Genomic DNA, 22890 nt, shown 5'->3' on the forward strand with positions numbered 1-22890 from the left:
TGTGGAGGGATAGGGCGGGCAGGGGGAGGCGCGAGCCCACCACGCGGGGGGGAGAGGTCATCCTCGAGCGCCGCCGCCCGCACATCCGCGCGATGCACCATATCGCCGCGCGCCGCTTTCCCGATAATTTCGCCGGCGTCGATCCCGTCGACGGCCGCCCCGCCAGTGCGGTGCCGCACGCGATCCGCCGCCTGCGCGAAAAATGGCGCGCCGAGTGGGAGGCCGAGCGGCAGGCGAAGCTGCTCGAACATCAGCAGCGCGCGAACCGGCAGGAGGGCGACCTCGACGACCGCCTGCGCATCATCCGCACCGCCTATCAGCGCCAAATCTCGCACGATCCGGTCAAGCGCGCCGCATGGGACATGCTCACCGGCCCCGGCACCGACTGGGACGCGGTGCGCCGCGAGGACGCCTATACCAACCCGCAAAAGCATGAGTGGCACATGCACCACCCCGACATGATCGTGCCGCTGGCCGCGGGCGCGGGCAATATCGACTGGGAGGCGCAGGAAGGCGGCGACCTGTCGAACCCGAGCCCGCCCCCCGCCGATCATGTCCCGTGGGCCGAGGGCGGCCGCGAGGACGAAATCTGGTTCGAACGCTACGAGGATTTCATGGTCGCGGGCGAGGCCGGCGAAAGCGACATTGCCGCCGGAAAAATCGCCCGTGGCGACATGCGCGCCGGCGCCAACCGCCTCCGCGAACGCGCCGAGGCCTGGCAGCAAGCGCGCCAGCCGGTGTACCGGCACCCCCACGGCTTCCTCGCCGACAAGCGCCTTCGCGGCGGCGGCACGGGAAGCGAACGCGACACCACCCGCCGCCGCATCGAACGCACGATCGCCGAGCTCGAACGCGAATGGAACGCAGCGTACAGCGAGGAAAGCTGGGCGGCGTGGAAGGCAGCGAAGCAGGCGCGGGAAGCCGAAGCCGCCGGCACCGCCGAAGCGGACGCGGACGCGACCGGAGCAAACCAGCCGCGGGCGGGAGGCGAAGCATGAGCCTCCCGGACGACATCCGCGCCAACCGCATCGCGGCCCGCTTCGGCCGCACCGTCGCGATCGAATGGATCCAGCCGCGCGAGCCCGAAGGCGGCTGGACCAGCTACGCCGACTTCGATCCCGGCGAGACGCAAGTCTGCCTGTCGGTCGGCCGACTGATCCACGACGACGATTGCGTGAAGGTCCTCGCCGGATCGGCCATGCTCGTCGGAGACGAGCATCTGTGGCTGAGCGGGATCATCGAGATTCCGGCGCGGTGCGTGGTGCGGATCGTGCGGTTGGAGGAGGAAAGAGAGAAAGAACCGCTCAGATAGATAGAGTCGCTCTTGCTTACACCTGTCACTACATTCCCAAGGATACAGGGAGCGATACGGTCGAACATTTTACGCCAAAGAGCGTAAATCCGGCACTTGCATATGAATGGAGCAACTTCCGACTAGTTTGCGGACGCTTAAATGGTCGGAAAGGAGATCATCAAGATGTCCTCGACCCCGCCAGCATAACGGCAAGTCCTTTTCAGATCGACTTCCCTTCTCTACAGCTTAAAATATCCGAAAATTTAAATAAAGATATTATCGATTTAGCAGAATCGACAATTGTCAGACTAAAGCTTAACGAGGAAAGATGCATAGAATCGAGACAAGAATACGTAGAAAATTACTGCAATGATATTGTCTCTTTAGCAGGCCTGCAGCGATATGCTCCATTTCTGTATTACGAACTAAATAGACAAGATTTGTCCAAGGACGAACTTAGAAAAATTATGTCTTACAGCTCTTAGCATAACTACGCATCATCCCCCATCCGCAGCGCGGCGATAAACGCCTCCTGCGGAATGTTCACATTGCCATACTCCCGCATCCGCTTTTTGCCCTCTTTCTGCTTTTCCAGCAGCTTTTTCTTGCGGGTCGCGTCGCCGCCGTAGCATTTGGCGGTCACGTCCTTGCGCAGCGCGGCGATGGTTTCGCGGGCGATCACCTTGCCGCCGATCGCCGCCTGGATCGGGATCTTGAACATGTGGCGCGGGATCAGGTCCTTGAGGCGCTCGCACATGCCGCGGCCGCGGCTTTCGGCGCTGCCGCGGTGGACGATCATGCTCAGCGCATCGACCGGCTCGTTGTTGACGAGGATGCTCATCTTGACGAGGTCGCCGGCGCGGTGGCCGATCTGGTGATAGTCGAACGACGCATAACCGCGGCTGATGCTCTTCAGCCGGTCATAGAAATCGAACACCACCTCGTTCAATGGCAGCTCATAGGTGATCTGCGCGCGGCCGCCCACATAAGTGAGGTTCTTCTGCACCCCGCGGCGGTCCTGGCAGAGCTTCAGGATCGGGCCGAGATAGTCGTCGGGCACGTAAATGACGGCCTCGATCCACGGCTCCTCGATCTCGTCGATGCGGTTGGGGTCGGGCATGTCGGCGGGGTTGTGGAGCTCGATCTCCTTCGCCGCCTCATTCTTCGTGTGGCCGAGCTTCAGCTTGTAGACCACCGACGGCGCGGTGGTGATGAGGTCGAGGTCATATTCGCGCGTCAGCCGCTCCTGAATGATCTCGAGGTGGAGCAGACCGAGGAAACCGCAGCGGAAGCCGAAGCCAAGCGCGGCCGAGCTTTCCATCTCGAAACTGAAGCTCGCGTCGTTGAGGCGGAGTTTCTGGATGCTCTCGCGCAATTTCTCGAAATCGTTCGCGTCGGTCGGGAACAGGCCGCAGAAGACGACCGGCTGGACTTCCTTGAACCCCGGCAGCGGCGCCGCGGCGGGCTTTTTCGCGTCGGTCACGGTGTCGCCGACGCGCGCCTGCGCGACGTCCTTGATCTGCGCGGTGATGAAGCCGATCTCGCCGGGGCCGATCTCGGTCAGCTCCTCGCGCTTCGGCGTGAAGCAGCCGACGCGGTCGATCAGGTGGGTGGTGCCCGCCTGCATGAACTTGATCTGCTGGCCCTTCTTGAGCACGCCGTCGACGACGCGGACGAGGATGACGACGCCCAGATAGGGGTCGTACCAGCTGTCGACGAGCATCGCGAGCAAGGGCGCGGTCGGATCGCCCTTCGGCGGCGGGATTTTGGTGACGATTGCCTCGAGACATTCCTCGATGCCGATCCCCGACTTCGCCGACGCGAGCACCGCGTCGTCGGCGGGCAGCCCGATGATATCCTCGATCTCGGCCTTCACCTTGTCGACGTCGGCCGCGGGCAGGTCGATCTTGTTGATCACCGGCACGATTTCGTGATCATGCTCGATCGACTGATAGACGTTCGCGAGCGTCTGCGCCTCGACCCCCTGCGCCGCGTCGACGACGAGCAGCGCACCCTCGCACGCCGCGAGCGACCGCGACACTTCATAGGCGAAGTCAACGTGCCCCGGCGTGTCCATCAGATTGAGCTCGTAGGTTTCGCCGTCCTTCGCGGTATATTTGAGGCGCACCGTCTGCGCCTTGATCGTGATCCCGCGCTCCTTCTCGATGTCCATATTATCAAGGACTTGCGCCGACATCTCGCGCGCGGTCAGCCCGCCGGTGAACTGGATCAGCCGGTCGGCGAGCGTCGACTTGCCATGGTCGATGTGCGCGATGATTGAAAAATTGCGGATATGCGAAAGGGGAGTCGTCATCGGGCGCCGTTAGCAGGGGTTTGCGGCGCTGTCAGCAGGGAGTGACGCCTTCCCGGCCGCACGGCGGAAGTTGACGAAGTTGACGCCCCATCGCGTGCGAGGGACGGCTGGGCCAAGATCGCAAAGATTGCCCACGGTGCGGACGGGCGAAAGATCGCAAAGGTCGCACGCGGGCGCGATGTTTCGCGCGGGCGGCGGGGCAGCGGTTGCGGACGAGTCAAAGAGCCGGAAACGCGAGGCTGGCATGGCGGGATAATGTAGGAAAGGGGTTTGTTCAGGCCGTCGCCTGCCGAAGCTTCGTCCGCCAGTCGGCCTCCTGCATCAATATACGAAAACGGATACTGTCGGCCGCATCGTCGAACAGGTCGACCTCGCCGGGCGCGGGTTTGGTGTAAGCCCTTTCTAGCAATTCCATCAGGTCGCGCTTGAACGCCGTATCGAGATTATCGAGCTGCTTACCCTTGGTTTCGAGCAGCATGAGCCGCTGCCCTTCCCCATCGAGACGCAACAGGAAGTCGGGATAGACCCTGTGCCGGCGCCAGCCCTGAACACCCCATGCCCCGCGCGAAGCGAGCCGCCACCACCATGCGATCGCATTTTCGCCGTCGAGATAGAGCGCGACATCGCGCTCGAAGCCGTTGAGATCGCCCTGCTTGATCGCATCAACGAACAGGCTCCGCTGCAGATCGTGATCGTCGTTGTTACGCTGCCACAGATCATGGCCGGGCCGGAACTCGATCTCCTCCCACTGCGGCATATCCCAATCGGCCTTGCTGCCGGTCAGCCTGAAGGCGATGGTGCCGTCAGCCACCTTCGCCTCGAACACCGCGCGCGCCAGCGCGTCGATCTTTGCTTCCAGCTCGGTGCGCATCGAATCGAGCAGATCGAGCCGCCCCTTCGCAATCTCTTCGTCAGCGATTCCGCGCGCGCGCAATGCCACAAGGCCCTCGTCGACGAGGCGGATTCCGATCCACGGATTGGGAATGAGGCCGAGCAAGCGCCGCGCGAGGTCGGGCCGGTCGATCGCATTGGCGAGTTCTTCGCGCATGACGGCGCCACGGCGTTCGATCGTTTCGGCCGCGCCATAATCGAAGCTCGCGCGCGCGCGCCGCGCGCCGGCGGCGTCGAGGTCGAGCGCCGCGCCGCCGTCATAATGCAAGGCGTCCCAATCGAGCGCACCGAGAATGTCGGCGTCGAAATCGAGCGCGCGGCGTCCGCCCCTGCCATCGTCGTGCGTGACGCTCGGGATCAGAATGCGTTCGCCCTTGAAGGCATCGCGCCGGTCGGCGCGGCGGATTTCGGCCACGACCTCGTCGCCTGCGCGGACCGAGGATCTGATATCGCCCATCCCCTCTTCGTCGAGCCCCTTGCGCACGCCCTCGACGGCATCCTTGACCGACAGGTCGGAGCAGAAGACCCACGCACTGTCGAGATCGTCGACACCGGTGCGCTTCGCGCCCGGCTGGCGCAGCACGCGCCCGATCATCTGGGTGAGCGCGGTCTTTGCCTGCGTCTTCGACAGCAGCGCGAGGACGTAGGCGAAGGGACAGTCCCAACCTTCGCGCAGCGCATCCTTGGTGATGATGACGCGCACCTGACTGGTTTCGTCCATCAGCGTGTCGTCGAGTTCCTTTTCGGTCGCGGTCTGGACCTTGATCCAGTCGGCCTGCATGCCGGGCTGGCTGAGCAGTTCCTGTCGCACATCCTCGGTATGGATATGGACACCGTCGCGCTGATCCTTGCCGGTCCGCTCGACGCGGACGAGCAGGATCGGGCGAATGAAGCGGTCGGTGCGGGCGTGATGTTCGCGCGCCTGCGCCTCCAGTTCGGCGCGCTTGTCGAGCGCGGCCTTGAGCGTGTCCTTCCAGTGCGCCCGTTCATCCGAAACGAGCTGGATCGGCAGCTTGATCATTTCAGCATCGCGCAGCCGCCGCCCGCCGACCTTGACGAGGATATTGGACTGTTCGCGATCGGGCGTCGCGGTGAGTTCGAGCAGGAAGCGCGGATTCATGCCGCCGAGTGTGCTCCTCTGCGTCTCGCTGTACGCCCGGTGGCCTTCGTCGAGGATTATCAGCGGGCGGACGAGGCGGAGCGTGTTGCCTAGACTCTGCCGCACCGAACCGGGGGTGCCGTCGGCGAGGTCGTTGGTTTCGAGATTGGGAACGCGCGCCAGCAGCGCCTGCGTCGCGGTGAGGTCGTCGGCGTCGGGATAGAAGGTCGCGTAATTGCCGCTGTCGCGGAACACTTTCAGCGTTTCCTTGTCACGGCGGCCTGCCGACTGGAGCATCAGCGTCATCACGACGAGGCCGTGTTCGATGTCGGCGCGGGTGAAATCATTCGCCTTTTCGGCGAGCTTGAGCCGCCCGCCGCTCGCGACTTCGAGCGCCTGTCGCACCGCGCTGCCGCGATCGCGAAGCTGCGCGCGCGTCTGTTTGTAGATCGCGTCGGACGGCATCACTCAGAGGACAAAGCCCGTCATCGCGCCGTCGAGACCCGACAGGATGCGGCCGACGGCATGGCCGGCGATCAGCGTCTTGCCCGAACCCGTCGGCAGGTTCAGACAGACGTGTGGAACCTGCGCGCCGTGTCCGTCGGCCAGTTCGCGCCACGGGTCGGGCGAGACGGCGATATCCTGTTCCTGCGCCTTTTTCCATGCCGTGATGGCGGGATCGACCTGCCCCTCCATCAGTTTTTCGCGCATCGCTTCCGGTGCGCTGGCGATGAAGGCGCGCGTGGCGGCCTCTTCGGCGCGTTCGGCCGCGAGCAGCGCGACGAAGGCGTCGAGCTTGTCCAGCGTTTCGAGCTGATACTCCTTAAGCCGCATCGACGCCCGCCACGCCCTCACTCCCGTCGCCCAGGATGCGGTGCACCGAGTAAGGCAATTGGCAGAAGGTGATGCCGAGATCGGTGAGCGCGCGCTGGCCCATCAGCTTGCCCGCGGCAAAGACAAGCACGGGCTTGCCGCCATCGGCCTGTGCCGCCGCCGCGATGCGTTCAGCGGTGGTGAGGTCGAGCATCGCGTCGTTCGAGCGCATCCATTTCGGGTCATCGCGGTAGAGGAGGTGCAGACGGTAGGGACCGGCATGGCCGGCGAAACCATCTTCGCCTTCCGCGCGCGTGAGCGTTTCACCCGTTGCGGTATAGGCGACATAGCGCGCGACCTGATCCCACGACGGCGCCTTCCCATCCTCGGCAAAGAAGCGCTCCATATCCATCGGTTCGCCGAGTTCGCAAAAGGTGAAGCTACCGCCGAGCCCGTCCTTCAGCGCCGCATCCTTCGCCCCCGGCACGCCCTTGATCACGCGGCGCACGCGCTCGGCGGTCAGCGCGTCGGCATAATCCTCGGTCTCGACGAGGATGAATTTGCGGTTGCCGCCGTCGGCCTTGTTGAGCGCGAGAACGGCGTGCGCGGTGGTGCCCGAGCCGGCGAAGGAGTCGAGAACTAAAACATTAGCATTGTCCGTCGGGTGAAACTTCGCTTCCAGAATCGTTGACAACAACGAAGATGGCTTGGGATAGGGAAACGCGTCTGGCCCCAAAATTGACCTCAATTCTGCGGATCCAGTCTGCGTATCATCAGTCCACTTATAGTAGCGCTCGATTTTTTCTGGCGTCAGTGGCCTGTCTATTTTCGTAATTACAGACTTTGATTTAGCATAAACCAAAACATACTCATGCAGATTTACAAAGAATTTTTCCTTTGGCCCTCCTCCATAGCGCTTCTTCCAAATAATATTCTCAAACCGGTTATCGCTACCGAATATTTCATCCATAGCACTGTAAAGCAGAGAGATTTCAGTCTCATCCATACTTACAAGAATAACACCGGTTTCGCTCAACAACTCCCGCAGCAACTGCAACCGCGGCCACATCATGCACAGCCATTTATCGTGGCGTTCCATATCGTCGGCGTCGACGGTCTTGCCGAGCCATGCCTTGAGCTGCGGGGCGTTGACATTGTCGTTATAGGCCCAGCCTTCGTTGCCCGTATTGTACGGCGGGTCGATATAGATGACATCGACCTTGCCCGCGTAGCGCGGGAGCAGCGCCTTCAGCGCCTCCAGATTGTCGCCGTGGATGATGAGATTGCCGTCGAGGCCGGGCGCCTCGCCCGCGGGCGGCACGCTTTTGCTCGCGTCGACCACCAGTTCGCGGAAGGGCACCGACAGATGGTGCGAATAGACAAATGGCTTACCCTTGAAATCGAGCGTGGGCACGCTTCACTCCTCCCGCGACGTGGTCCGCATCCTTGGCGGATGCCGTCGCGGGGCGCAACAGGGGGGCGCGGCTAAATCGCAAGCCATCTTAGGCAATCATCGCGCACCCGCGCGTCGCTATCCCCCATCCCCCGTTCCAGCACTGTCGCCCTGCCCTTGCCTTCCTCCACCGCCGCCAGCGCGGCGATGGCGTTCGCGCGCACGCGGGGCATCGGGTGCGCCTTCGCGAATTGCTCGGCCACGTCCCTTCCATTGTCGGTCAGATGCACCGCGCAGCGGAGCAGCATTTCGCCGCTGGTCAGCGTCGGGCGGCGGGCGATCGTGCCGCCTTCGAGGTCGACGATATATTGGTCGCGCCAGGGGACGTGCTCGCCCTCGTCCATGATGTTGAGGCTGACCGACAGGCTTTCGGGCGGGAGCTGGCTGTGGATGTCGCGGTGGGCGCGGTAGAGGAGCATTTTGCCTTCATCGAGCTGGCTGCGCTCGACGAATTGGAGGTTCAGCGGTTCGCCGAGGCGGCCGTCGACGGCCTCCGCGTCATAGTCATAATAGTCGCTGACATAGCCGGGGCCGAAATAGCCCGTCGTGAGGAAGCTGAAATTATGGTCGTGCGGGACGCCGTAGGAGAAGGCGGCGGCGCCGCTCGCGGAATAGACCGCGTCGGTCGCGGCGGGCCAGAGGTTGGCGCGGAGGTAGAAGCCGCGCGTGCCGCGATGGAGGAGGAAGACCTGCGCCGAATGGCGGTTGATTTCGAGCTGGTCGGCGTGGCTCGCCTTGAGCGCGGCGATGACGCGGTCGGCTAGAAACAAGCGGTTGCGCCCGAGCCCGGCGAGGAGCGCGGCGCAATGCGCGACGCTTGCTTCGTCGGCGAGGTCGACGCCGCTTTCGTCGAGGCGCGCGGCGACTTCGGCGAGGTCGAGCGGCGGGCCGGCGGGCGGGTCGATCAGGCGGGGCATGGCGCGCTTAAGCCCCCCCCTTCAGGGGAGGGGTTGGGTGGAGCATGTTCGCCGGCATGGACCGAAACAGGCCCTCCCCCAACCCCTCCCGCCAGCGGGAGGGGGGTTAAGAGCGTCAGCGTTGACGCGGCGGCGCGGCGCACTTCGGGATGCGGATCGCTCGCCGCCATCGCCGCGAGATGCGGGCGCGCGGCGGCGGGATCGAGGGCGACCAGTTCGCGCATCGCGTGCCAGCGCGCAGCGAAATCGCCGGCCGTGGTTTCGGCGGCGAAAAGCGGCGCGGCGTCGGTGCGGCCGAGGTGGCGGAGCAGGGTCAGCGCCATGGCGCGAAAGCTGCTGTCGCGGCGCGAGGCGCTGATATGGATCAGCCGGCCGCTCGCGACGTCATAGGCGCGGATCGGAAGCGGCGACGGCGGCTGGACGGCGAGTTCGAGCAGCAGCACGTCGCGGCGGGCATCGGCGAGGCTGTAGCTTTGGCGCGCGGTGTCGAGCTGGAGCAGCTCGCCGGGACCGAGCGCGCGCGGCGGGTGGCTGTGGCACGGCGCGGCGGCGGCGGCGGTGAAGCCGCCCGCTTCCTCGGCGGCGCCGACGGCGACCTCGTGCGTGACGAGCGCGGCGCCGCCGCTTGCGAGGACGCGGATCGCGGCGCGGCCGGGGACGAAGACGGCGGTCGCGGGCGGCGCGATGCAGCTGCCCGCCGGGCGGACGAGAAGCGTCAGCCGAACGCCGCCGCGATCGGCGAGGACGAGCCCGCCCGCGCCGCCATCACCGCCGCCGACGAGCCGCAGCGGCGGGCGCGCGAAGGGGTCGGCGGCGACAAGCGCGAGCGCGGCGTCGAGCCGGACCCGCAGCCACGCCGTGTCGGCAAGCCAGGGGAGGAGGCGCGCGACCGCGACCGCGGGCGCTTTGCCTTGGGCCGCGTCGATCGCGGCGAACAGGCCGCCGGGCGCGCTATCGGCGCGGCGCCATGCCGCGTCGTCGGCGGCGACCGCTTCGCCGATGCGCTGGCGGCGCGCGGGGTCGGTGCGGGGGAAATGGTCGTGGCGCGAGCGGGCGGCGGTCATGCGAAAAGCGCGGGAGCAGGCGGCGGAACGCGCCGCCTGCCCCCGCCCGCGATCAGTCGTGGACGATCAGCGCGATGGTGACCGCGATCTCGAAGACCGACGGCCCCGACGTGACGCTTTCGCCCATCAGCGACCCGAACAACCCGACCGCGGTATCGAGCAACGGCAGCGCGGCGATATCAATGGGCGGCAGTTCCATATTCCCCCTCCTGTCCTGACCGGCGGCGCGACCTGCCGCCGCGGTCTGGGCTAGGCGGGCGCGTGCCGATCGCCGAGTTAACTTTACGTAATTTGCGTATGCCGTCGGTCGAAGCGCGGTTGCGGCGCCGCGCCGGCGGGATAGGATGCGCCGTCACAACCGGGAGATTGCTCATGCGCCGCGCCGTCCTCGCCGCCCTTTCCGGCGTCCTCCTCGCCAGTCCGGCGGCCGCCGAAACGCTGCTCGTCGGCAACAAGGGCGAGGACACGCTGAGCGTCGTCGCGCTGGATAGCGGCGCCGAACTTGCGCGGCTGCCGACGGGCAGAATGCCGCACGAGATCGCGATTTCGCCCGACGGCAGGCAGGCGGCGGTCGTCGCTTATGGCGGGACGACGATCGATATATTCGACGTCGCGAAGCGCACCAAGCTCCGGACGATCGACATCAGCCCCAACGAGCGGCCGCACGGGCTGCTCTGGCTGGCCGACGGGCGGCTCGTCGCGACCGCCGAGGGCAGCGAGTCGGTCGCGGTCGTCGCGCCGGACGGCAAGCTCACATCGATCGCGACCGGGCAGAAGGGCACGCATATGATCGCCGTCGCGCCCGACAATCGCACCGCCTACACCGCCAATATCGGGTCGGGGACGGTGAGCGTGCTCGACCTCGACGACGGGAAGAAGCTGCGCGACCTGGCCGTCGGCGGCAAGCCCGAGGGGCTGGCGCTGACGAAGGGCGGGCGCGAGCTGTGGGTCGGCGACCTCGATGCGCCGCGCGTGTCGGTGTGGGATACGAAATCGGGCGAGAAGATCGCCGAATTGCCGGTCGACCCGGTCGCGATCCGCGTGCTCGCGAGCCCCGACGGCAGGCTCGTCGCGACGAGCAATATCGCGTCGGGCACGATCGATCAGCCTGTTCGACGCCGAAACCCGCGCACCGCTGAAGACGATCAAAGTGTCCGGCGAGGCGGCGAAGGGGCAGGTGACCTTGCTGTTCAGCCCCGATTCGAAGCGGCTCTATGCCGCCGAGACGGGGCACGACAAGGTCGCCGAGATCGACGTCGCTACGGCCAAGGTGCTGCGCCGGATCGCGGCGGGAAAGCAGGGCGACGGGCTGGCGATCGCGCCCTAGGCGGTTTTGGGGTGGAAAGCGGACGTCCAAATGTTACCAGCGTGCATGGCCATCTTGCACAAATCCGCCGCCTCGCTTGGGTTCTACGGCGATGATCTTGATCCAACCGAGATAACCGATCTGCTAGGCGGTGAACCATCAGTAGGTGTTCGAAAAGGCGGGACTTGGCTTACTTCCTTGGGTGCCGAGAAGGTTGCTCGCACCGGGTCATGGCGATTGAAAGCGCACCCCCATGAACCCGCAAATCTGGATTTCCAGATAAGCTGGCTGTTGAACGGCCTGACGAAGGACCTTGGTCCATGGCGATCATTATCAAAACGCTATCGAGGCAGGATTTTCTGCGGTTTGTTCCTAGCGAGCGGGAACGAAGGCCTCACCCTCCAGCCTGAAACCCTTGTTTGCGTTGGTGAACGGGGTCTGCTTATTGATCTCGATATCTACGGGCAAGATGTCCCTGATTGAACGGCAGCAACCGGTCGATTCCGGTCGTTTCCGGTCGTTGCGACTATTCGGTTCGTGGGGGCATCAACCATAGCGACAAGCCCGCGGGCGGGTTGGCGGGCGGCGCATCGGCGACGTAGCGCACCGCGTCGGCGCGCGCACGGTCGAGGATCGCCGGCGCGACGGTTGGGGGATGGAAGACATGGTCGGCCTCGCCGAGCAGGCGCGCGGCGCGCAGCGTGAGGTCGTCGGGATCAGCGCTCGTCAGGCGGATCGTTTCGAGGCGCGATGGCGATGCGGGCGTTTCGTCCGCAAGCCAGCCATCGACCTTGTCGGCCGCATCGCCGTCGAGCGGATCGAGCGCGCCGCCCGGCGCGAGCGCGGCGTCGATCGCACGTCGGCGGCCGGCGGCGTCGGGCCAGCGCGCCTTCATCGCGCCCCGTGCGGCATGGAGCGCCGATGCGAGCGCGCCCAGCCGCGTGGGCAGCAGAGCTTCGATGCGCTGCCGGATCGCTTTCGCGAGCCCCGCCGACGCGCCGCCGGTGCCGATCGCGATCGTCACCGGCGCGCGGTCGACGATCGCGGGAGTGGTGAAGTCGCAGAGGTCGGGGCGGTCGACGACGTTGACGAGGAGTCCGCGCGCGCGCAGCGCATCGGCGGCGGCGCGCGCTTCGGTTCCGTCATCGGGCGCGACGAAAGCGATCGTCGCGCCCACTCCCCACGACGCGACGATCCGCCCGCCGGCGCGGGCGATCAGCCGCGCCTTGGCGTCGGCGGCTTCCCCCTCCCCGACCAGCACGACCGTGCGGCCGGCGAGGTTCAGGAAGACGGGGAGTTGGTGCATGGAGCGCCTATAGCAAGCCCCTCCCCTTTAGGGGAGGGGTTGGGGTGGGGCCTCGAAACATGGAGCAAGGCCGATAGACCCCACCCCGCTCGACCAAGACCCGGCTATGCCGGACCAAGTCTCGCTGCCCTTCCCCCGAAGGGGAGGGGTTTAAAGGCTAGTCGATCCAGTCGGGGACGCGCTCGGCGGCCATGATCGTGCCGGCGGCGATGCGGTCGGCGACGACGACATAGCGGTCGCCGTCGACGAGTACCTCGGGAACGAGACTGCGGCTGTTGTACGTCGACGCCATCGTCGCGCCATAGGCGCCCGCACTGCGGAAGATTGCGAGGTCGCCCGACTCGACCTTGTCGATCAGCCGGTCGCGCGCAAAGGTGTCGCCGGTTTCGCAGACCGGGCCGACGATCGAGGCGGTCATCGTCTCGCCCGAGGGCTTTACCGCGGCGAAATCGTGCCAGGCGTCGTAGAGTGCGGGCCGTGCAAGATCGTTCATCGCAGCATCGACGATCACAAAGGGGTGGGTTGCACCGGGCTTGACCCACAAAACTTCCGTCAGCAGCACCCCCGAATTGCCCGCGATGGCGCGGCCGGGTTCGAACATCAGCGTGACGTCCCAATCGCGGGTAACCCGCGCGACCATCGCGCCATAGTCGGCGGGCGACGGCGGAAGGACATTGTCGCCCGCGCGATACGGCACGCCAAGCCCGCCGCCGAGATCGACATGGGTGATGCTGTGCCCCGCGGCGCGAAGATCGGCGACGAGCTCGCCCACGCGCTTGAACGCCGCCTCGAACGGCGCGAGACTGGTGAGCTGGCTGCCGATATGCACCGCGATGCCGCGCATGTTGAGCCCCGGCAGCCCCGCGAGGCGCGCGAAGATTTCGGGCGCGACGTCGATGCCGACCCCGAACTTGTTCTCGGCCTTACCGGTCGAGATCTTGGCGTGGGTGCCCGCGTCGACGTCGGGGTTGACGCGCAGCACCGCCGGCGCGGTCATTTCCTTGCGCAGCGCAATCTCGGCAAGCGCGACGCCCTCGGGTTCATGCTCGATGTTGAACTGGCCGATGCCGCGGTCGAGGCCGAGCGCCAGCTCGGCGCGCGTCTTGCCGACGCCCGAAAAGACGATGTCCTCGGCCGCCATGCCCGCCGCGAGCGCGCGTTCGAGCTCACCGCCCGAGACGACGTCGGCGCCATAGCCCTGCCGCGCGAGCACGCGCAGCACGCCGAGGTTGGGATTGCTCTTGATCGCGAAGGCGAGGTGCTTCCTGGGCACATCCTTCAACCCGTCGCGGAACGCCTGCGCATGGCGCTCCAGCGTCGCGCGCGAATAAACATAGACGGGGGTGCCGATTTCCTCGGCGATACGCGGCAGCGGAATATCTTCGGCGTGCATCACGCCGTCACGAAGTTCAAAATGGTCCATCGAAGGAAAGTCCTGATTATCATGTCCGTTCGCATCGAGCGAAGTCGAGATGCCCCGAAGGTCAGAGCCACACCGATGGGTGTCTCGACTTCGCTCGACACGAGCGGATAAACTAGCTTTGCTCAGCCCGGGGGCGGCAAGTCGAAATCGTCGGGTTCGCGTTGTTCGGACCGTTTGAGAAGTTCGTCGCTGCGCGCGGGCCGGGCCTGCGCGTCAGGCGTCGTAAGCTCCTCCGTGGTCGGGGCGCGGGTCGCGCCGACGGGAATGACCGGGTCGGGCTGACCCGCCACCGGCTTCAGATCCTGCTTGCTGCCGCACGCGCCGAGCAGCGCGGTCGCAGCCAATGTCGCGATGACGAGGTGGTTCTTCACCGTAAATTCGTCCCTTCGAGCGCCGCGCGGACCGCGGCGACGGCCTGCCTTACCCGTTCGGGCGCCGTGCCGCCATAGCTCATGCGGCTGGCGACCGACGCTTCGACGGTGAGCGCGGCGAGCACATCGGGCGTGATCGCCGCATGGATCGCGGCGGCGTCGGCCGCGGGCAGCGCCGACAGTTCGACGCCGAGTTCCTCGGCGCGCTTGACGCAGGCGCCGACGACATGATGCGCCTCGCGGAACGGCAGGCCGTTTTCGCGCACCAGCCAGTCGGCGAGGTCGGTCGCGGTCGAATAGCCCGACGCGGCGAGCGCGCGCATGCGGTCGGTGCGGAAGGTCAAGGTTTCGACCATGCCGGTCATCGCGGCGAGCGACAGCGCGAGCGCATCGAAGGCGCCGAACACGGTCTCCTTGTCGTCCTGCAGATCCTTCGAATAAGTGAGCGGCAACCCCTTCACGATCACCGACAGGCGTTGGAACGCGCCGAGCAGCAGCCCCGCGCGCCCGCGCACCAGTTCGGCGGCGTCGGGGTTGCGCTTTTGCGGCATGATCGAGCTGCCCGTCGACCAGGCGTCGGGCAAAGCCACGAAACCGAAGGGCTGGCTCGCCCAGATCACCACTTCCTCGGCAAGCCGCGACAAATGGATCGCGGCGATCGACGCCGAGGCACAAAATTCGAGCGCGAAGTCGCGGTCCGACACCGCGTCGATGCTGTTCGCCATCGGGCGGTCGAAGCCGAGCGCCGAGGCCGTCGCATCGCGATCGAGCGGGAAGCTGGTTCCGGCGAGCGCCGCGGCGCCGAGCGGCGATTCGTTGAGGCGCGCCCGCGCATCCGCGAAGCGCGAGCGGTCGCGGGCGAACATCTCGACATAGGCGAGCAGGTGATGGCCGAGCGTGACCGGCTGTGCGACCTGCAGGTGCGTGAAACCCGGCATGATGCTGTCGGCATGTTCGTCGGCGCGCGTCAGCAGCGCCGTCTGGATCGCCTTCAGCCCCGCATCGATGCGTTCGCACGCGGTGCGCGTCCACAGGCGGAAATCGGTCGCGACCTGATCGTTGCGCGAGCGCGCGGTGTGGAGCCGCCCGGCGGCTTCGCCGACCAGCTCCTTCAGGCGCGATTCGACGGTCATGTGGATGTCTTCGAGCGCGAGGTCGACGGGCACGCCATCGCGTGCAAATTCGTCTGCGATCTGGGCAAGGCCGCGGTCGATTTGGGCGGCGTCCTCGGCGGCGATGATTCCGGTCGCGCCGAGCATCGCCGCATGCGCGCGGCTCGCGGTGATATCTTCTTCCCACAGGCGCTTGTCGACTGGGATCGATGCGTTAATCTCTTGCATGATCGCCGCGGGTCCGCCACCGAAGCGGCCACCCCACATGCTGTTGCTGTCCGGAGTATTCGCCATCCGCCGCGTTCCAAATCCGTCCCTTGCGATCCTCGCCGTGTTTCTGGCCGGATCGATCGCGGGCTGCGATAGGGAAAAGCAGCCGGGCGGGCAAGCGGCGCAGGGCCAAGCAAATGTTTCGGCGGGCCAAGCGAAGGGCATCGACCAGTTCGAATATGTGATCGATCGCAGCCACAAGGGCGAAGCGGCACCCACCGCGGCGTTTCGCGGTCCCGACGACGCGCCGGTGACGCTGGCGTCGTTCCGCGGCAAGCCGCTGCTCGTCAACCTGTGGGCGACCTGGTGCGCGCCGTGCGTCGCCGAAATGCCGACGCTCGACGCGCTCGCGGCGAAGAATGGCGAAACGATGCGCGTGATCGCGGTCGCGCAGGATCTGAAGGGCGCCGAGGTCGTCGATCCCTGGTTCCAAAAGGCGGGGCTGAAAGCACTCCAGCCCTATCTCGATCCCGAAAACGGGCTGCTCGACGCCGCGAACAGCGCGCTGCCGACGAGCATCTATTACGACGCCGAGGGCCACGAAATCTGGCGCGTGATCGGCGCGATCGACTGGCAGGGCAAGGAGGCGGCTGTGCTGCTGGCTGAGGGGGGCGATGGGAAAAAAGAAAGGGCGGGTGCCCCATGACACCCGCCCTTCCCTGCGACCCGAGCAGGGCTCGGGGAACTCGAGGAAATCGAAGGATTTATCCGCCGACCGTCACGCGGCCGACGCGATAGCCCTTTTTGCGCATTTCCTTCACATAATCCTTGTCGGCATCGACGACCTCGACCGTCCATTCGTCCCACGCGTCCCAGCGGTCTTCGCGGTCGGTCGCGCGGTGAAGGTCGCTGCGCAGCTCCTTCTCGGCTTCGAGGATATCGGCTTTATAATTGTACCAATATTGGTTCACGATGCCGGCGATGGGTTCGGCGCGGATCGGCGGCGCTTCGAAGCCGGGGGGCATCGCATGATAGGGAACGGCGGCAACCGCGGCCGTGGCGGGGAGAGCGGCGAGCATCGCCAGAGTCGTCCATTTTTTCATTTTTCGTCTCCTTCTGGATCCTGTTGGACAGGAGAGAAACGAAGCAGCGGCGCCTTTTATTCCCGGCTCGACGACGATTCGGCACGCTTCGCGGTAGAATCGCCGAAACCCACGGATTTCAGCCGGGATGCGCCTCGTCGCCGACGCTCGATTTGAGGAGCCCGCGAAACACGTCGAGCGCGCTGCGCCGGCCCTGCGTCACGTCGAACACGTCGCGCGCGATCGGCATGTCGACATCATATCGGTCGGCGAGCGCCATCACCGTCGGCGCGCTCTTCACCCCCTCCGCCACCATGTTCATCCCCGCGATGATCTCGTCGATCGGGCGCCCCCTGCCGAGTTCGACCCCGACGTGGCGGTTGCGCGACAGGGGGCTGGTGCAGGTCGCGATCAGGTCGCCCATGCCGGTGAGCCCCGCGAAGGTTTCGGGGCGTCCCCCCATCGCCACCCCGAGCCGCGTGATCTCCGCGAGCCCGCGCGTCATCAGCCCGGCGCGGGTATTGTCGCCCGCGCCGAGCCCGTCGCCCATGCCGACCGCGATCGCGATGATATTCTTGAGCACCCCGCCGAGCTCGCAGCCGAGCAGGTCGGTGTTGGTGTAGACGCGGAACAGCCCCGAGTGGAACACGGGCTGCAGCGCGCGGACGACGATCTCGTCCTCCATCGACAGCACGCTCGCCGCAGCCTGCCCGGTCATGATCTCGCGCGCCAGATTGGGTCCGGTGAGCACGCCGACGGGGTGGCCGGGGAGCACTTCCTCGATCAGCTCGGTCATCCGCTTGCCCGAGGCGAGTTCGAGGCCTTTGGTGAGGCTGATCACCGGCACCCACGGGCGCAGATGGTTCCGCGCTTCCTCGAGCACGGCGCGAAAGCTGTGCGAGGGCACCCCCATGACGAGCACATCGGCGCCCGCGACGACCTCGGCCATGTCGTTCGTCGCGCGGAGCGCCGAAGGCAGCTTGATGCCGGGAAGATATTTGCGGTTCTCGCCCGCGCCGTTGATGCTCTCGACCGTCTCGGCATCGCGTGCCCAGAGCGTGATCGGCGCGTTGCGCGACACCACCGCCGCGACCGTCGTTCCCCAATTGCCCCCGCCGAGCAGCCCCACCTTCAACCGCATCGCGCTCTCCCGCTATTTTGGAGGGAGAGTGGCGGGGTATTCGGGGCTTGGCAAGCTTGCCCGATCCTCCCTGTGCCGAAGGCATGGGGAGGCGGCAGCGGTGCAGCCGCTGACGGAGGGGCTAATAGCGCTACCGTCGCGGCCCCTCCACCATCGCCTACGGCGACGGTCCCCCTCCCCATCGCTTCGCCACAGGAAGGATCTAATGCTCCGCAAGGAAGGCGCGCTGAACCTCGGCGGTCGCTTTCGGATCCTCGATCATCGGGACGTGCGCGACGTGATCGAAGATGTGGCTGCGGCTGCCCGCGATCCCCGCCTCGAGCACCGCGACGCAGCTGACGTCGATCAGCTTGTCGTGGCGGCCCCAGAGGATCAGCGTCGGCACCGTCACCTTGCCAAGCTCGTCGTTGAGCGGCTTTTCCTCCATCTCGTCGGCGATAACCCAGAAAATCTTGTCGAGCAGGTCGCGGTGGCGCAGCGCGTCGGCGTAGATTACGGGCTTCAGCCGGGCGGGAACGTAGGTCGGCTTGCGCACGACGAAGGCGACGAGGCGGTCGGCATCCTCGAGATTGGCGAGCACGAGCGGATTATAGTCGCGGTCGGCCGCCAGCCTTTGGAGTTCGCTTTCGTTGGTTCCGAGGATGCCGGCATTGTTCATCAGCGTCAGCGTGCGCAGCGCGCCCGGATAATCGATCGCGAAGCGCAGCGCGATCCAGCCGCCCATGCTGTTGCCGCCGAGATGCGGGCGCTCGATCCCGAGCGCATCGAGGAAGGCTTTCAGCCGCGCCGCCTGGCTCGCGACGTCGAAGGGCAGTTCGCCGTCGCGGTCATTCTCGCCGAACCCCGGAAGGTCGGGGGCGATCAGCCGGTAGTCGCGCGTCAGCCACGGCGCGTAGAAAGTCCAGTGATCCTTGTCGGCGCCGAAGCCGTGGACCATCACGAGGACGGGCTTCGACGGGTCACCGCCTTCGAGATAGGGCCAGACACGGCCGTCGACCGTCACCGTCTTGCGCACCACGCGCGCGCGGCGACGCATCAGCCAGCGCATCAGCTGGACAAGCTGTTCGGGAAAGAGAAAATAGAAGAGCGCGAGCGTGATGAGCGGCGCGAAGATGAGGACGAGAAGGATTTTCATGGCGTCTCCTTAGCCCCTCCCCTTCAGGGGAGGGGTTCGATCAGGCCTAATCCCCCACATGCGTATCGAACCAGCCGACCAGATCGCCCAGCACCGCATCGCGCTCGGGCTCGTTGTAGATTTCGTGGAATAGCCCGGGGTAGATTTTGAGCGCCTTGTCGGTCGAGGCGACGTTCGCGAACAGATAGCGCGAGCCCGCCGGGGCGGTGAGACGGTCGGCCTCGCCGTGCTGGATCAGGATCGGCAGGCGGATCTTGGGCGCATCGGCCTGCGCGACCGCCATCGCGTCCATGAATTCCTTGCCGAGCCGGGCGCCGATCTTGCCTTCGTAGACGAGCGGGTCGGCGCGATAGGCCTCGACCACCGCCGGATCGCGGCTCACGCCGTTCGCATCCAATGACAACACGCCGAGGCGCGGGAAGAAGCGCGACAGGAAGCGGCTAAGCCAGACGGTGACGCGCGAGGGCGGCTCGGCGGGCAGGATCGCGGGGCCCGAAAGCGCGGCGGCGGCAAAGGCCTGCTGGCGTTCGACGAGGAACAGCGCCGCGATCAGCCCGCCCATGCTATGGCCGAGGAGCAGGCGCGGCGTGTCGCCATGGTTGATCTCGACCAAAGTCAGCAGCTCGGCCATGCCGTCTAGAAAGGCCGAGAAGCGCGGGACATAGCCGCCCTCGCCGTCCGACCGCCCGTGCCCCCAATGATCGACGGCGTAGACGGCATAACCCGCGTCGTTGAGCCGCTTGGCCACATGTTCGTAGCGCCCGGCATGTTCGGCATGGCCGTGCGCGAGCAGCACGATTGCCCTCGGCGGGGCTTCGGGCAGCCAATGGGTGACATGAAGCACCGCGCCCGCGCCCGCCGACCCGTGCGGCAGAACGAGCGCGCCGCTCGCCATATTCAGCGCACCGCCTTTTTGAGCGCCGCGCTGCGATGTCCGGGGCCGTCGTCGCCCGCCTTGTCGATCCTGGCCAATATCGCTTCGAGCGCGCGGCTGATCGCGGTCTGGGTGCGCACCATTTCGATCTTCGGCCAGGCGGTGCGCATGCCGGTGTCGATCAGCTCGTCGATGTCGTCCTGCCCGAGGTCCGAGAGAATCTTCGCGGGCGACCAGAATTTGGGCGGGCGGATGATGTTGATGTCGCCGGTATATTCCTGGTTGATCACCGAGCGCGCCATATTGGCGATGCTGTTCAGGGGCGGGATCAGCTCGAGCGGTTTCTGGAAGATCACCATATTGGCGTTGAGCCACGCCTTGAAGGTCGTCATCGACGCATGTTGAATGGCCTCGATCGGCGCCATCTGCTTGCGCGTGTCGGTGGCGAAGGGCAGCGCGATCGGGTTCGCCTGACTGACGATATGATGGTTGACGCCATAGAGGCGTTCGAGCCGCTTGGTCGGGATGTCGTGCGTCACCGATCCGTCGACCCAGCGCCGGTCGGGCTGATAGGGGATGCGATTGCCGTCGTCGTCGCGCGCCATCAGCATCACCGGCGGGAACACGCCGGGCACCGCGCAGGAGGCGAGCACGGCTTCGCGGATCAGCACGTTCGGCGCGGTGATCGCGTTGAGCAGGCGGCCATTCTGATGCTTCTCAGCAGGCGCGACCGAGACGTTGAGGTGGCGCCCGCTGACTTCATAGGCTTCCTGAAAGGTGAGGTCGGGGATCAGTTCGGCGAGGCGTTCGCGCACCTCGTCGGACGCGAGGCGGCGTCCCTCGGGACCGCGATCGGGGTTCGCGAGCCGCTCGCTTTCGAGGAAGGCGCCGATGTCGGCATTCTTGCGCGTGCAGACGATCGCGGCGACGATCGACCCGCCGCTGGCGCCCGACATGATCGACGGCAGCACGCCTTCGGACCAGAGCGCCTTCACAACGCCGATGTGGAAGAAGAGGAAGCTGCCCGACCCCGAGAGCAGCAGCGCCGAACGGCCGTAGCAATGCTGGGCGCGGCGGAAGAAATCGCGCTTTTCCTCGCGGCCGATGCTGCGTGCTGCGGCGATCTTGTCCAAGGATGCGACGACCTCAGCGACATAATCCTCGACCAGCTTTTTCGTGCCGAAGCGCGCCTTCTGGTACAGCCGCTCGTGCCCCATGCCGTCGATATTGCCGTGGATGCCTTCGTTGAGCACGAAGAGCAGCCCCTTGACGTCGTCCGCCGCCGACAGCTTGCGCAGCTTTTCGAGCCGCACGCGGATCGCCTTGTAATCGAAATGTTTGCTTTCGTCGGCGTCGCGCCACGCCTGCATACCCGATTTTCGGTCATGCTCGTGCGCCGCTTTGGTCCAGGCAGCATAATCGGGCGCGGTCACAAGGTCGCGGTCGGCGCTGAGCGTCGGGGTGAAAAGCATTCGGTAGTCCTGCGAGAGCATCGTTATTTTTTGCGAGTCTTGCCGGTTGCGTTCGCTTTAGCAACCGGTTTCACCCTGCTCTTTGTCGCAGTTTGGGCCGCAGTTCTTGGTTTCGCCTTGGGTTTCGGAGCAGGCTTAGCCGCCGCTTTCGGCTTTGCCGTAGCGGCTTTCGGCTTTTCGGGCTTCGGCACCGCCGCCATCAGGTCGGCAAAACTTTCATCGATACATTCGCGAAAGAAAGCGATGTCGGGCATGATCGAGCGCTCGCCGATGATCGAAAAGGCGATGCGGCCGTTATAGCTCGGCGTTGCGACGAACAGTCCCATATTGTTGGCGAGCGGCGCCATGCCGTGCTGCTGCACGAGCTGCGCGCCCGCGAGGTAGAGCGGCACTTGCGCGCCGGGGACGTTCGAGATGAAAAGGTTGGTGCCACGCACCGCGAACCGCTCGCTGGTGACGAGCCGCGCGACCGCCGCCATCGTCGCGCCGGGGATGTGCTGCGACAGGTCGGTCATGATCCGCGCGCTGACGCCCGCTTTGGCCTCCTTCGCCTCGACCGTATAGTCGCGCACCGCCGCGAGCCGTTCGAGCGGATCGGCGATATCGGTGCGGATCGGAACACTCATCGCCGAGACCTGATTGCCCGGCGTACTGGCCTTGCCGCCCTTGCCGCGCAGATTGACCGGTGCCACCGCCACAAGGCTCTCTTTCGGCAATTCCTTATGCTTCTGAAGATATTTGCGCAGCGCGCCGCCGACGGTGGTGAGCACGACGTCGTTGACGGTCGCGCCGGGCACTTTCTTGCGGATCTCCGCCACGTCGGTCAGCGCGACCGTCGTCGCGTCGAACATCTTGTGCGGGCCGACGGGCACGTTGAAACGCGTTTCGGGAACCCCTGCGGTCATCCCGCCCTCGGCGATCGACTTGCGCGCCGACGCGACGATCGCGGGCGACATCTTCATCAGCGCGTTGATGAATTTGACCGGCGACTGCATCGACGCCGACCAGGCGCGCGAGACGATTTCGGCGCTCGACGGCGGATCGCCGAGTTCCTCGACCGGCGGCGGTTCGGGAATAGCGGGGGTGCCCTTCGCATCGATGTCGCTCATCGCGATGAAGGCGTGCGCGCCCGACGCGCCATCGACCGCGGCGTGGTGGACGCGGTGGAGCATTGCGAAACTGCCCTTGGGGATGCCCGGAATGCGGTCGAGCCCCTCGATGATATAGATGTCCCAGAGCGGGCGGTTCATATCCATCGGTTTCGAGAACCAGCGCGCGACCGCGATGCAGAATTGCCGCCAGTCGCCGGGCTCGGGCAGGCGCGCGTGGCTCATATGCGCCTCGATATCGAAATGCTCGTCCTCGACCCAATAGGGATGGTCGATGTCGAACGGCAGGCGGTGAAGGCGGCGCTTGAACAAGGGCGAGGTGTCGACGCGGCTTTCGACGTGGCGGATGATATCCTTGAAGCGCACGAAGCCGCCCGGCGCGGTCGAGGGGTCGTAGATATAGACCCCCATGATGTGCGTCAGGTTGTTCGCGGTCTGGGTGTAGAGGAACTGGGCGTCCTGTGCGCTGAGCTGTTTGAGCATTTATCCTCCACCTAAAATCGT

Annotated in this window: 23 protein-coding genes; 6 read left to right on the plus strand and 17 right to left on the minus strand. The window is 65.8% G+C overall.

Annotated features, from left to right (window positions below; genetic code table 11):
• From FG95_RS01920 to FG95_RS20425, 3 genes are all read left to right on the plus strand, one after another.
• Positions 1 to 998 (plus strand): hypothetical protein (locus FG95_RS01920; RefSeq protein ID WP_235211423.1); only part of this gene is annotated, 998 nt, incomplete at its 5' end.
• Positions 995 to 1312, plus strand: a complete 318-nt coding sequence (locus tag FG95_RS01925) for a hypothetical protein (RefSeq protein ID WP_037553580.1) — start codon at positions 995 to 997, stop codon at positions 1310 to 1312. The genes FG95_RS01920 and FG95_RS01925, both read left to right, overlap by 4 nt.
• Positions 1255 to 1779, plus strand: coding sequence for a hypothetical protein (locus FG95_RS20425; RefSeq protein WP_152567553.1), 525 nt, complete (start codon positions 1255 to 1257; stop codon positions 1777 to 1779). The genes FG95_RS01925 and FG95_RS20425 overlap by 58 nt, the downstream gene beginning before the upstream one ends.
• Positions 1780 to 1784: 5 nt before the next feature.
• On the opposite strand, the gene lepA is transcribed toward FG95_RS20425, so the two are convergent.
• The 7 genes from lepA to FG95_RS20705 form a co-directional block, all read right to left on the minus strand.
• Positions 1785 to 3608 carry a translation elongation factor 4 gene (gene lepA / locus FG95_RS01930; RefSeq protein WP_037553581.1) on the minus strand — a complete coding sequence of 608 codons (1824 nt, stop codon included), beginning with the start codon at positions 3606 to 3608 and terminating at the stop codon, positions 1785 to 1787.
• A gap of 274 nt (positions 3609 to 3882) precedes the next feature.
• Positions 3883 to 6066 carry a DEAD/DEAH box helicase gene (locus FG95_RS01935; RefSeq protein WP_152567554.1) on the minus strand — a complete coding sequence of 728 codons (2184 nt, stop codon included), beginning with the start codon at positions 6064 to 6066 and terminating at the stop codon, positions 3883 to 3885.
• The gene (locus tag FG95_RS19755; RefSeq protein ID WP_052181998.1) at positions 6067 to 6432 is read right to left on the minus strand and encodes a hypothetical protein; all 366 of its coding nucleotides are present in this window, start codon (positions 6430 to 6432) and stop codon (positions 6067 to 6069) included.
• A complete protein-coding gene (locus FG95_RS01940) occupies positions 6422 to 7825 on the minus strand; it encodes a site-specific DNA-methyltransferase (protein WP_052181999.1) in 1404 nt (467 codons plus the stop codon). The genes FG95_RS19755 and FG95_RS01940 overlap by 11 nt, the downstream gene beginning before the upstream one ends.
• A gap of 71 nt (positions 7826 to 7896) precedes the next feature.
• Positions 7897 to 8781, minus strand: a complete 885-nt coding sequence (locus FG95_RS01945; RefSeq protein WP_200880129.1) for a transposase — start codon at positions 8779 to 8781, stop codon at positions 7897 to 7899.
• On the minus strand, positions 8769 to 9845 hold the full coding sequence (locus FG95_RS19760) for a HEAT repeat domain-containing protein (RefSeq protein ID WP_052182000.1): 1077 nt from the start codon (positions 9843 to 9845) through the stop codon (positions 8769 to 8771). The genes FG95_RS01945 and FG95_RS19760 overlap by 13 nt, the downstream gene beginning before the upstream one ends.
• 52 nt (positions 9846 to 9897) lie before the next feature.
• Positions 9898 to 10044, minus strand: a complete 147-nt coding sequence (locus tag FG95_RS20705; protein ID WP_161786524.1) for a hypothetical protein — start codon at positions 10042 to 10044, stop codon at positions 9898 to 9900.
• 173 nt (positions 10045 to 10217) lie between these two features.
• Between FG95_RS20705 and FG95_RS01955 the strand changes: the two genes are divergently transcribed.
• Both FG95_RS01955 and FG95_RS20070 read left to right on the plus strand, forming a co-directional pair.
• Positions 10218 to 11267 carry a YncE family protein gene (locus FG95_RS01955; RefSeq protein ID WP_037553582.1) on the plus strand — a complete coding sequence of 350 codons (1050 nt, stop codon included), beginning with the start codon at positions 10218 to 10220 and terminating at the stop codon, positions 11265 to 11267.
• A complete protein-coding gene (locus tag FG95_RS20070) occupies positions 11218 to 11634 on the plus strand; it encodes a DUF4279 domain-containing protein (protein ID WP_081932964.1) in 417 nt (138 codons plus the stop codon). Before FG95_RS01955 ends, FG95_RS20070 begins: the two co-directional genes overlap by 50 nt.
• Before the next feature lie 43 nt (positions 11635 to 11677).
• Here FG95_RS20070 and FG95_RS01960 read toward each other — a convergent pair whose 3' ends face one another.
• The 4 genes from FG95_RS01960 to argH all read right to left on the minus strand — a co-directional run bounded on the left by FG95_RS01960 (position 11678) and on the right by argH (position 15657).
• Positions 11678 to 12457 carry a precorrin-2 dehydrogenase/sirohydrochlorin ferrochelatase family protein gene (locus FG95_RS01960; RefSeq protein ID WP_037553583.1) on the minus strand — a complete coding sequence of 260 codons (780 nt, stop codon included), beginning with the start codon at positions 12455 to 12457 and terminating at the stop codon, positions 11678 to 11680.
• Positions 12458 to 12614: 157 nt separating this feature from the next.
• Positions 12615 to 13880: a diaminopimelate decarboxylase gene (lysA, locus tag FG95_RS01965; RefSeq protein ID WP_037553584.1), complete on the minus strand. Its 1266-nt coding sequence runs from the start codon at positions 13878 to 13880 to the stop codon at positions 12615 to 12617.
• Positions 13881 to 14002: 122 nt separating this feature from the next.
• Positions 14003 to 14251 (minus strand): hypothetical protein, encoded by a 249-nt coding sequence (locus tag FG95_RS01970; RefSeq protein ID WP_052182001.1) that lies wholly within the window; start codon positions 14249 to 14251, stop codon positions 14003 to 14005.
• A complete protein-coding gene (argH, locus tag FG95_RS01975) occupies positions 14248 to 15657 on the minus strand; it encodes an argininosuccinate lyase (protein WP_235211424.1) in 1410 nt (469 codons plus the stop codon). The genes FG95_RS01970 and argH overlap by 4 nt, the downstream gene beginning before the upstream one ends.
• 37 nt (positions 15658 to 15694) lie before the next feature.
• Between argH and FG95_RS01980 the strand changes: the two genes are divergently transcribed.
• Entirely contained in the window at positions 15695 to 16279 is a 585-nt protein-coding gene (locus FG95_RS01980; RefSeq protein WP_037553585.1) for a TlpA family protein disulfide reductase, read from the plus strand.
• A 58-nt stretch (positions 16280 to 16337) separates the two neighbouring features.
• On the opposite strand, the gene FG95_RS01985 is transcribed toward FG95_RS01980, so the two are convergent.
• From FG95_RS01985 to FG95_RS02010, 6 genes are all read right to left on the minus strand, one after another.
• Complete coding sequence (locus tag FG95_RS01985) at positions 16338 to 16676, minus strand: hypothetical protein (protein WP_037553586.1); 339 nt, start codon at positions 16674 to 16676, stop codon at positions 16338 to 16340.
• 118 nt (positions 16677 to 16794) lie between these two features.
• The gene (locus FG95_RS01990; protein ID WP_037553588.1) at positions 16795 to 17796 is read right to left on the minus strand and encodes an NAD(P)H-dependent glycerol-3-phosphate dehydrogenase; all 1002 of its coding nucleotides are present in this window, start codon (positions 17794 to 17796) and stop codon (positions 16795 to 16797) included.
• 202 nt (positions 17797 to 17998) lie between these two features.
• Positions 17999 to 18931, minus strand: coding sequence for an alpha/beta fold hydrolase (locus FG95_RS01995; protein WP_037553590.1), 933 nt, complete (start codon positions 18929 to 18931; stop codon positions 17999 to 18001).
• A gap of 46 nt (positions 18932 to 18977) precedes the next feature.
• On the minus strand, positions 18978 to 19826 hold the full coding sequence (locus FG95_RS02000) for an alpha/beta hydrolase (RefSeq protein ID WP_037553592.1): 849 nt from the start codon (positions 19824 to 19826) through the stop codon (positions 18978 to 18980).
• A 2-nt stretch (positions 19827 to 19828) separates the two neighbouring features.
• Positions 19829 to 21277 (minus strand): DUF3336 domain-containing protein, encoded by a 1449-nt coding sequence (locus FG95_RS02005; RefSeq protein ID WP_037553678.1) that lies wholly within the window; start codon positions 21275 to 21277, stop codon positions 19829 to 19831.
• A 23-nt stretch (positions 21278 to 21300) separates the two neighbouring features.
• Complete coding sequence (locus FG95_RS02010) at positions 21301 to 22869, minus strand: wax ester/triacylglycerol synthase family O-acyltransferase (protein WP_037553594.1); 1569 nt, start codon at positions 22867 to 22869, stop codon at positions 21301 to 21303.
• Between the last annotated feature and the right edge of the window lie 21 nt (positions 22870 to 22890).

The sequence above is a fragment of the Sphingopyxis sp. LC363 genome (assembly GCF_000756385.1).
Classification (GTDB): domain Bacteria; phylum Pseudomonadota; class Alphaproteobacteria; order Sphingomonadales; family Sphingomonadaceae; genus Sphingopyxis.

Excerpts from the sequence above, each read along its gene's own strand:
- FG95_RS01925 (WP_037553580.1), top strand. The coding sequence starts at position 995 with ATGAGCCTCCCGGACGACATCCGCGCCAACCGCATCGCGGCCCGCTTC.
- lepA (WP_037553581.1), bottom strand. The coding sequence starts at position 3,608 with ATGACGACTCCCCTTTCGCATATCCGCAATTTTTCAATCATCGCGCAC.
- FG95_RS19755 (WP_052181998.1), bottom strand. The coding sequence starts at position 6,432 with ATGCGGCTTAAGGAGTATCAGCTCGAAACGCTGGACAAGCTCGACGCC.
- FG95_RS01945 (WP_200880129.1), bottom strand. The coding sequence starts at position 8,781 with ATGCCCCGCCTGATCGACCCGCCCGCCGGCCCGCCGCTCGACCTCGCC.
- FG95_RS19760 (WP_052182000.1), bottom strand. The coding sequence starts at position 9,845 with ATGACCGCCGCCCGCTCGCGCCACGACCATTTCCCCCGCACCGACCCC.
- FG95_RS20705 (WP_161786524.1), bottom strand. The coding sequence starts at position 10,044 with ATGGAACTGCCGCCCATTGATATCGCCGCGCTGCCGTTGCTCGATACC.
- FG95_RS01955 (WP_037553582.1), top strand. The coding sequence starts at position 10,218 with ATGCGCCGCGCCGTCCTCGCCGCCCTTTCCGGCGTCCTCCTCGCCAGT.
- FG95_RS20070 (WP_081932964.1), top strand. The coding sequence starts at position 11,218 with ATGGCCATCTTGCACAAATCCGCCGCCTCGCTTGGGTTCTACGGCGAT.
- FG95_RS01960 (WP_037553583.1), bottom strand. The coding sequence starts at position 12,457 with ATGCACCAACTCCCCGTCTTCCTGAACCTCGCCGGCCGCACGGTCGTG.
- lysA (WP_037553584.1), bottom strand. The coding sequence starts at position 13,880 with ATGGACCATTTTGAACTTCGTGACGGCGTGATGCACGCCGAAGATATT.
- argH (WP_235211424.1), bottom strand. The coding sequence starts at position 15,657 with ATGGCGAATACTCCGGACAGCAACAGCATGTGGGGTGGCCGCTTCGGT.
- FG95_RS01985 (WP_037553586.1), bottom strand. The coding sequence starts at position 16,676 with ATGAAAAAATGGACGACTCTGGCGATGCTCGCCGCTCTCCCCGCCACG.
- FG95_RS01990 (WP_037553588.1), bottom strand. The coding sequence starts at position 17,796 with ATGCGGTTGAAGGTGGGGCTGCTCGGCGGGGGCAATTGGGGAACGACG.
- FG95_RS01995 (WP_037553590.1), bottom strand. The coding sequence starts at position 18,931 with ATGAAAATCCTTCTCGTCCTCATCTTCGCGCCGCTCATCACGCTCGCG.
- FG95_RS02000 (WP_037553592.1), bottom strand. The coding sequence starts at position 19,826 with ATGGCGAGCGGCGCGCTCGTTCTGCCGCACGGGTCGGCGGGCGCGGGC.
- FG95_RS02005 (WP_037553678.1), bottom strand. The coding sequence starts at position 21,277 with ATGCTTTTCACCCCGACGCTCAGCGCCGACCGCGACCTTGTGACCGCG.
- FG95_RS02010 (WP_037553594.1), bottom strand. The coding sequence starts at position 22,869 with ATGCTCAAACAGCTCAGCGCACAGGACGCCCAGTTCCTCTACACCCAG.